6 protein-coding genes are annotated in these 8,756 nt (G+C 47.4%); 1 reads left to right on the forward strand and 5 read right to left on the reverse strand.

Going from position 1 to position 8,756, the window contains the following annotated elements; all coding sequences use genetic code 11:
- Positions 1-88 precede the first annotated feature (88 nt).
- Both GX419_09095 and GX419_09100 read right to left on the reverse strand, forming a co-directional pair.
- Positions 89-1,033, reverse strand: a complete 945-nt coding sequence (locus GX419_09095; GenBank protein ID NLI24846.1) for a glycosyltransferase family 2 protein — start codon at positions 1,031-1,033, stop codon at positions 89-91.
- 18 nt (positions 1,034-1,051) lie between these two features.
- On the reverse strand, positions 1,052-2,272 hold the full coding sequence (locus GX419_09100; GenBank protein ID NLI24847.1) for an O-antigen ligase family protein: 1,221 nt from the start codon (positions 2,270-2,272) through the stop codon (positions 1,052-1,054).
- A 147-nt stretch (positions 2,273-2,419) separates the two neighbouring features.
- Between GX419_09100 and GX419_09105 the strand changes: the two genes are divergently transcribed.
- Complete coding sequence (locus tag GX419_09105; protein ID NLI24848.1) at positions 2,420-3,661, forward strand: glycosyltransferase; 1,242 nt, start codon at positions 2,420-2,422, stop codon at positions 3,659-3,661.
- A gap of 72 nt (positions 3,662-3,733) precedes the next feature.
- On the opposite strand, the gene GX419_09110 is transcribed toward GX419_09105, so the two are convergent.
- The 3 genes from GX419_09110 to GX419_09120 form a co-directional block, all read right to left on the reverse strand.
- Complete coding sequence (locus GX419_09110) at positions 3,734-5,104, reverse strand: oligosaccharide flippase family protein (protein ID NLI24849.1); 1,371 nt, start codon at positions 5,102-5,104, stop codon at positions 3,734-3,736.
- Positions 5,105-5,116: 12 nt separating this feature from the next.
- Entirely contained in the window at positions 5,117-6,106 is a 990-nt protein-coding gene (locus tag GX419_09115) for a DUF218 domain-containing protein (protein ID NLI24850.1), read from the reverse strand.
- Positions 6,103-8,756, reverse strand: a 2,654-nt coding sequence (locus tag GX419_09120; GenBank protein ID NLI24851.1) for a T9SS type A sorting domain-containing protein, incomplete at its 5' end; no start/stop codon positions are given. The genes GX419_09120 and GX419_09115, both read right to left, overlap by 4 nt.

Below are 8,756 nucleotides of genomic sequence, written 5' to 3' on the forward strand. Positions count from 1 at the left end.
GGCATAGTGTGATGATAATGCCCTGACCACAGGCAGGTCCACTTCAATAAACCATGACGGTGTAACAATTACAACAGATTCCATACATTCAGGATTGAATGGAATGATTTTTCCGGCTGATTCCCAATGCACCCGATAGTTTTCCCTTGAAAAAGCCTCCCACATACCGGAGGTACTTAACAAGAAGTCCGTAATAGCAAAAAACTCCTTTTCCATGCCGGCGGTAAAACATCATATCTTTGCCGAGGTGATAATTGGAACGAACTGATGAAAATGACCGGAGAAGATCCTTCCAGCGTCCCTGGTGCAGGGCGCCTGTATGGTCGGTATGGTTCCAGAGTTTCAGTTCGGGATACACCCTCAGGATGAATCCGTTTTCCCTGGCCCGGCAGGTAAAATCAGAATCACCGTGATACTGCGGAAAATGCACTTCGTCCCAGTACCCTATTTTCTCAATAACCGACCGATGAAGGCAGGTTCCCATGCCGGGCAGCCAGTCAACGTTTAGAGGCTGCCTGTATGTTTCCGAGTCGGGCTCTCCAAACCCGACAGGATATTTAACACCTGAACGGCGGTTGAAGTATCCGCCCATGCTCCACAGGATATTGTCTGCTCTGGCTATAAATACCTTGGAGCCGACAATAATTTCGGGCTTATTTTCAGACAGTATTCTGCACAACGCCGGAAAATAGTCTTCCCCGGCCACAATATCATTGTTCCACAGCAGCAGGTAGGCGGCGTTCAGGTCTGATAAAGCATAGGCTGCAGCCCTGTTGATGCCACCGCTCCACCAGAGGGTGCCGTCACCGGTGAGCACATGAACAAAGGGAAAATTTGCTTGTATCCATTCAGAAGTTCCGTCTGTGGAACCATCATCCACCACAACTATCTCAAAATTAAAACCGCTGGAATTCAGTGCATCAGAAGACAGCAGCTGACGAAGGTTCTCCAGTGTTTTTTTTGTATAGGGAAGGGCATTATATACCGGCAGAAGGATGGCTATTTTTAGTTGGCGATGCAGATCATTCATCATAGTATCAGAGCTTCACAATTAAGCGGGTATGGGTTCCTGTTTGTTCTGAAGAAACATGTTCAGCAGATAAAACATCAGAAAATACCCGTAATAATTCAGATTGTCAAACAGAGCCGTAAAGTTGATAAATACATATCCCCAGAAAAAGGCAAGGAGCATAGGATTTCCGGTTACACGGGAGCTTTTCCGGAAACGCAAGAAACCGAAAATCCAGTAGAGGACAAAGAGGGCAAGACCAAAAAGCCCTTCCCTGAAAATAATATCAAAGTAGGCAACATGGATCCCAAACCAGTTGAATTTCAGGTATTCCTTATCCTGCCAGCTTGATTCACCGAAACCAAAAACAGGTTTCTGTTGAAAGAAGCGCTCCACAAAGATCTGGGTAGTTTCGGTTCTGCCTTTGTAGGTTTCTGTTGCAATGCGCTTCTGATAGACTTTTGACTGTTCTATCTGCGAAAAAAATCCCAGGAAGAGAATAATGAGCAAAAGAATAACAGCAGGGAAAAGCACAATGCTGTATTGTTTATAGCGGTACCAGACAAAAACCAGAATTCCGATGAGGGCAAATCCCCAGATCCACCGGGAATAGGTAACCGCCACCGAAAAGGCCAGCATAGCTACAACAGCAAGGTCTCTCAGCGAATATTCCCTGAAATTTCTGAACAGGAAATAGAGAAAAAGGCAGGAAAGGCCAATTCCGGCCTCGTAAGGCCCCACTCCTGCGAAAAGGGAGTTGTTGCGCACAATGCCTTCATAGCGGCTGAAGAAACGGATCCAGTAAAGTGCCTCCTTATATTTCCCCACATAGAAGGTCGGGTCAACAAAGGTCTGCAAAGCACTTGCAATGAAACACCCCACCGCTACCACGAGCAGAAACATGTAAAGCCTTCTGCCGTCAGCAGGCGTATAAACAAGGTTCTCGAACAGGGCCAGGGTAAACCATGTTGTTACCAGATTGAAAAGAATGGAAGGCGGAATCGATCCGGTAAGGAAGTTTTTGTTGAGCAGTACATATAACATATAAATTCCCAGCGCAATCAGAAAAGGGCTTAAGCGCGCCCTGAACTGGCCCAGGAAAAATTTCAGAAAAAAGAAAAAGGTAAAGGCAATAAGAAAAAAATGACGGATGTCGAGCGTGGTTCCTCCGACCTTGAGGCGGGGCAGGTACCCTCCGAGATAGGGGACCAGGAGAATGAACAGACAAAAAAGCCAATGGATCAGGGGATCAAAGTAAGTCATTTCCCCCGAGGCCGTTTTTGTTTTTACGTAGGAAAGTTTTTTTTCTTCCACCGGAATTCTGCTTTGTCTAATTTACGAAAGTAACTTATCCCGCAAAAACAAAGGTCAAAAAAAAATGTATTTTTGATGAATTAGCGGAGTTGCCTTATGAACATACGCGTATTGCATTTAAGCGCCAGTGATCTGGAAGGTGGAGCAGCCCGCGCAGCATTCCGCCTGCATACCGGGTTGAGAGAAAACGGCATCGATTCGCACATGCTGGTTAAAAGCAAAAAGAGCGACAATGCGTATGTTCACCAGGTCCGCTTCAACAAAATCCGTAATTATTTTTCCTATCATCTCGATTACCTGCTGTGGCTCAACCGGTATCCCGGACGGGAAAGTGTGAATTTTTCCATTTCGTTCTGGAAATCCCCTGTTATGGATGCAATCAGGTCTCTTAAACCTGATATCGTCCACCTGCACTGGATTTCGGACAATTTTCTTTCCCTTGAAACCATTGGAAAACTGAACCGACCGGTGGTGTGGAGTTTGCATGATATGAATCCGTTTACGGGGGGATGTCATTACGATAACAACTGTAACCGATACCGCACCTTATGCGGAAACTGCCCGGTGCTCCATTCGGAAAGGCAAAACGACCTCAGCACATGGATACAGAAAAGGAAGAAAAAGATTTATTCTGCAATGCCCGGTCTGACCATGGTTGGACTGAGCCGGTGGATGCAGGAAGCTGCTTCATCAAGCTCGGTTTTGCAGGGTGTTCGTGTAGTGAACCTGCCGAATGGTATTGACACCTCGCAATATAAGCCGGTGGCAAAAGACATGGCCAGGGGTCTTCTTTCGGTGCCTCCGGATAAAAAGGTTATTTTGTTCGGGGCACAGTTTTCCAATGCCGAAAAGAGAAAAGGCTTTCATCACCTGCTGAAGGCCATGAGCAATTTTGAAAGGGATGATCTTGTCATTGTGGTTTTTGGGGCAAAAGCCGATACCCGGGATACAGGGATTCCTTTCCCGGTTCGTTTTCTGGGGAACCTGCACGATGACCTCTCTCTTTGCATTGTTTATTCAGCGGCCGATGTGATGATTGTCCCCTCCGAACAGGAGAATCTTTCCAACGGAATTATGGAATCCATGGCGTGCGGAACACCGGTTGTGGCGTTTGATATTGGAGGAAATCCTGATATGATAAGGCATCGGGAAAACGGGTATCTGGCCAGACCTTTTGATGCTGATGATCTGCGGGAAGGAATTCGGTGGATCATTGACAACCGGGAATATCAAACGATCGCCGAAAACGCCCGGGATACGGTGGTGAAAAAATTTGACATTCAGGTTGTAGCCACGCAATATGCTGAGCTGTACAAATCCATGTTGAATATTTCATAATTCAATCTGTTGACCTTAATCCCCGGCGGGGAAAGGCAAATTGTCCAATTTATCGGCGTTTAAAGGGATTGTTTATTTTCCCCACAATCCGTTGTCTTTACCTTCGATGATTTTGATGGATTGGATGGGCGACAAAATGGCGCCGGCCAGCATAACAATCATGGTGGCCAATACCACACCCTGAGGGCCCAGATGCGCATTGCGGGCAAGGAAAATGGCCAGGGGAATATTCGCAACAGCCTGAAATACAGCTATATATAGTGAAATTCGTATTTTGCCCGTTCCGTTGATAAAATATGCCCAGAGATTGCACCAGGTGGCCAGAATTACATAGCCCGCCAGCAAAGCCGACATACTGAAGGGGATTTTCACTTCGGACCCGACCCAGAAACGGTAGAAAATACCGGAAAAAGCCAGCATTATGAGGCTGAGAACAATCATTCCGCCCCATACAAAGAGCAGGTAGCGGATTGTGTTTCTGATCCAGGGAATGTCTTTTTTCACATAGGCATCGGTAAAGGCTGTCCACAAGGGAACCAGAATAATTTCAAATCCCATGGTGATCATACTGAAGTACCGGTAGGCAATGTTGTAAGGAGTAACCTCGGCAGGTGAAAAAAGCTGGGTAATGATCAGGTTGCTGGTGGTAAATATTACCAGCACAGCTATGTTGATGATAAAAAACTGAACCCCGAGGCTCATCAGATCTTTCAGATACTGCCTGTGAAAGAACTTCAGGGAGGGCCGGCAAAAGCTGTAATCACGCCCAAAATACCATACGGAGGCAACGATATAGACAATCACCGGAGCAGAGCTGAGGGCAATACCGATATACACCAGGGACCCTTCGGTAATTTTTGTGATAATATAGACACCCGCCAGAGCGGCCAGGTTCCCCAGAAAAGTCAGGAGCCCGCTCAGGGCCGGCCGCTGATCGGCTGTAAGAATCACACTGATGAGTCCCGTAACAAACCGTATGATAAAAAACACCACCACCACGGTGGCCAGAATGGTCACCTCCTGCTGCATCCCGGGAGGCGTATTGAGTATTTTCGCCCAGTTCAGAAAAGGGTTAACCAGAAAAAACAGCAGCATAATGGCCCCAAAAATGACGGTCATGCCCCCGTAGGTTGTACTTACGTACTTTCTTGCCAGGCCATGATCAGAACGGGCCATTGCCTCGGCAAATTTATTCCGCAATCCATTGCCCAGACCGATATCAAAAAATCCGATCCAGCCAAGGATGGAAGAAAGGGTTATCCATATCCCGTAACGCGCAGTGCCAAGATAATGCAGGGTGAGGGGTACGAGCAGAAAGGTAATTAAAATGGAAGCCGCCTTCAGGAGAAATGAATAGACAATATGGCGTTTCACCTTTACCGAACGTTCGCCTCCGCCGGTAAAAAACTCTTTCACAAGATGCACTGGTCCGGATCCTTTCATGTTAATTCTTTTTCAATGCAGGGCAGGTTTTCTGAAAAACGCCCAGAACAGTCCTGCCGATTCTTTGACAAACATTTTTATCTCGTTTCCACTTTTCCACCAGGTACGGGATGGGAAAGGAGCAATGACGCTCACTTTGACCGACGGGCCGAAAGCCTTCCTTGCCAGCATCAGGGTGCGGCGGGCATGAAACGGATGCGTAACAATTACAAGGGAACTGTCGGTTGCGTAATGGGATCTTGCAAATTCAGCCAGAGCCTTCATGGAGTGCCAGGTTTTATCGGAATGAATACCCTGAACAGCAATAACATCCATTTGATTGTCAGGAATTCCGAACCGGTGAAGAAACCATGCTGCCTGGCCCGGAACCGAGCTGAAATTGAGATCCACCGTATCGACTCCACTTCCGAGATACCGTATATAAATGGCTCGCATGCTGCGCGGCAGGTATTCCTTCCCCCTGATTTTTAAACCATAAACATACAAATTGCGGTCGGCATAGCGTGTCCACGCGTCGTTGTCAAAGCTGATACCAATGGATTCAACTGCAGGAAAGGAATACGGCACCGGTAATGGCACCCAACGGGCTCTCCGGGAGGAGAAAACGGCCCCCACCAGAGTATCATTCATCCAGACGTGACCTGCCGCCCTCTCTCCCAAAGCTTTGGTTCCTCTCAGTTTCAGGTACAGGGTATCACCGGGCTGCAGGCTGAGAGAACCGGCCGGATACATAACAAGCTTCCCCCGGAACAGCATCTCTACTTCATCGGGCAGGGTAACTCCCGTCACCAGCAACTTACGGTAACATCCCCTGGTGTAAATATCGGCAACCGCGTTTAAAACCGATTCCGGCAGCCAGCCTTCGGCCGCAAGAAGTCCGCATTGATTTCCGGGCTTCTCCAGAGGCCCCCTCAGTACAAAAGGCCCGGCCATAAACCATATCAACAGAATACCAATTATGCCTGCCAGAAAAAGAAAAATGTACCGTACGATAGGTCTCATTTATTCTGCACAACTACAAAAGATTTTTCTCTCTTCCCTTCTTTTCCGAGAAGCTGAAGATAATATATTCCGCCTGATAATTGCTGTGTGGGGATAAAAAACTCACCGGCTGATGAAGCCAGGGTAAAAAGTTCAATTATTCTTCCCGAAGAACTTATAATCCTTATTTGGTTATAGGTACTGTCCATTCCGGTCAGGGCAACCGTAAGCATTTGCCCGCGGGCAACCGGATTGGGATACAGAAGAATCTGCCCGGCCTTTTCGGGAGGTCCTTCCAGGCTGAATGTCCCTTCCGTAAGAATAAGCACTTTCCCGGTCCATGCTTCAAGGGTCAGCTTCCCGGAATATTGCTTCCCACGTATATCAACAAATTTGGCCTGCTTAAGTGAATATTCGATCCGGTCTTTTGAAGGATTGGTAAAGAAAAACACTTTTGAGAAAGGAGATACGGCATTAGCTGACACTTCATATACTCCCATATTATCGAGCAGAAGCCATTGCCCGCTGGCATGCCAGGGCATCTGAATGTACAGATCGCTCTGATAATCATCGTTCGGCATTGCGAACACCCATCGGAAGTTTTTTCGTTCGGAGGAAACCAGAGGCAGGTAAGCGCTGAAGTTCGGATACTGCCAGCCTGTGATGGTATTTTCTGACTCAAGATACAGGGTCGTGTGAACAGAAGCTTTAAAAGAACCGGTAACCAGGTAGGTATGATCTTTCTTTAACGGGAATTTGGATGTGTAGGTGCGCATATATCCGGCAGAAGGACGGCTGTTTCCGGTGAGTTTCATAGCCCCTCCATCCATACCGGCCGAGCTTTCCCATGTTGTCTTCACCTGATCGGAAAACCAAACAATCCAGTTCCCGGTGCCAGTGTCAAAATTTCCGTTTTTGACCAGATTCTCCGAAAGTGTGTCTTTCACTTCCAGAAGGTTCCAGTTATATTGATCGGTTTCTGATCCCCCGTCCTTGCCAAACTCACTTTTCCATCGTTCAAGACCCAGAAAAAGGTCATGAGTGGGATCTTTAAATTTGACCTTCACAGGATTGTAAGGATTAACATAGCGATTGTCATGAAAGCTGAGCTGAAGATTGGCCGTGGCGGACTGGATCCAGAGAGGGAAGGCTTCAGGATACAATCCGAAAAACTCGTTCCCGGAAGAGGTAATTCTTTTTGTTTCACCCTCAAAATCATACAGCAGGGCAAGGCATGTATTGCCCACTACGATATTGTCTTCCACCGTCACATAATCGGCATTGTGTACCAGAATACCGAGATCGCTGTATTTTTCCACCAGATTACCTCTCACGGTAATGTTGGAAACGAAATCATCCAGATAAACAGCATTGGCCATTTTCCCCCGGAAGGGAGATCCGGCATCATTTCCTTCCACTCCGGAAATCAGGTTATTGGCAAAGAGCAGGTTTTTTGAATATCCGCCCCAGGTATAGAGCGCCCCGCCGTCACTAAGAGTCAGCATGCTGTTTTTGAGAATGTTATACTGCACCTTATGTCCTTCGCCCATGCAGGTAATTCCCGAATAGCCCGAACTGTCAACTTCATTTAGCTCCACGAGGCAGTTCCTGCTGCTGATGCCTCCCACATAAATTCCTCTGGCACCATTGTCACCGCTTATGCCGTATCCGGGGATAATCCCGGTATTGCGCACCACATTGCTGCTTACAACTGAACTCAGGGCATCGATAAGCGAAATGCCCTGGGCGGTACAATCACTTACTTTGTTATTGCTCACTTCCACCGCCGTCGGTTCGGATCCGTATATAAGGATTCCATAGTTACACAACCTTACTTCATTCCCGCTGATAATACTGTTTTTTAATCCAAGACCCAGGATGCCGCTTCCATAGAATTTTTCAAATTTCAGATTTCTGATCTGAATGTAATTCAGGTTCCAGTTGGTAGCCAGGCCATTTTCCCGGATGGCTGCTTCAATCAAATACGAAGAGGGCTGTTTTCCTGAGGGAAGGCGAAGGAACACCTTTTTCTGCGCGGCATCATAGTACCATTCGAAGTCAGTATCCATGGCGGCAGGATGGTTCTCAAGATAGTATCCTGAACCAGTGATAATATCGTATTGCGAAGGAGTATCAAATGCAATCTGTCGGCCGGTAAAGGATTGCACCCTTCGGGTTTCATATAACCATTTATGAGGACGGAAACGCACAATGGCCCCGTCCCAATAGTGGTCTGAGAAGTTCAGATCGTTATCCCGGAATCCGTTTTTGCCGAAGCCTTCATCGGCCGTTAACCACCCCTGATTGGGATACCGGGCTGCAGTGAGACGCCGGTTGTTGAGATAAAGATCCTTCACCAAATTACCAAAGGAAGCTGAAAACACATTGCTCCCTTCCTGATTCCATTCTGTCAGTTCCACAGAGCCATTAATCACCGGCATACTGCCCGTGCCGGCTGCTGTGAGCACAATCGGCTTATGCGCAGTACCTGACAGCAAAAAAGATATGGATTCGCGGAAAATGGAACCGCGCATAAAGAAAATCGTATCACCCGGTTGGATCTGACTCATGGACTGGTTGAGCTTCTGCAGCGTCTTCCAGGCTTTCTGGGGGGTGGACCCATCGGCAAGGTCATTTCCGTTCTTTGAATCAAGATAAAAGGAACGTGCCC

Source organism: Bacteroidales bacterium (assembly GCA_012517825.1).
Classification (GTDB): Bacteria; Bacteroidota; Bacteroidia; order Bacteroidales; family JAAYUG01; genus JAAYUG01.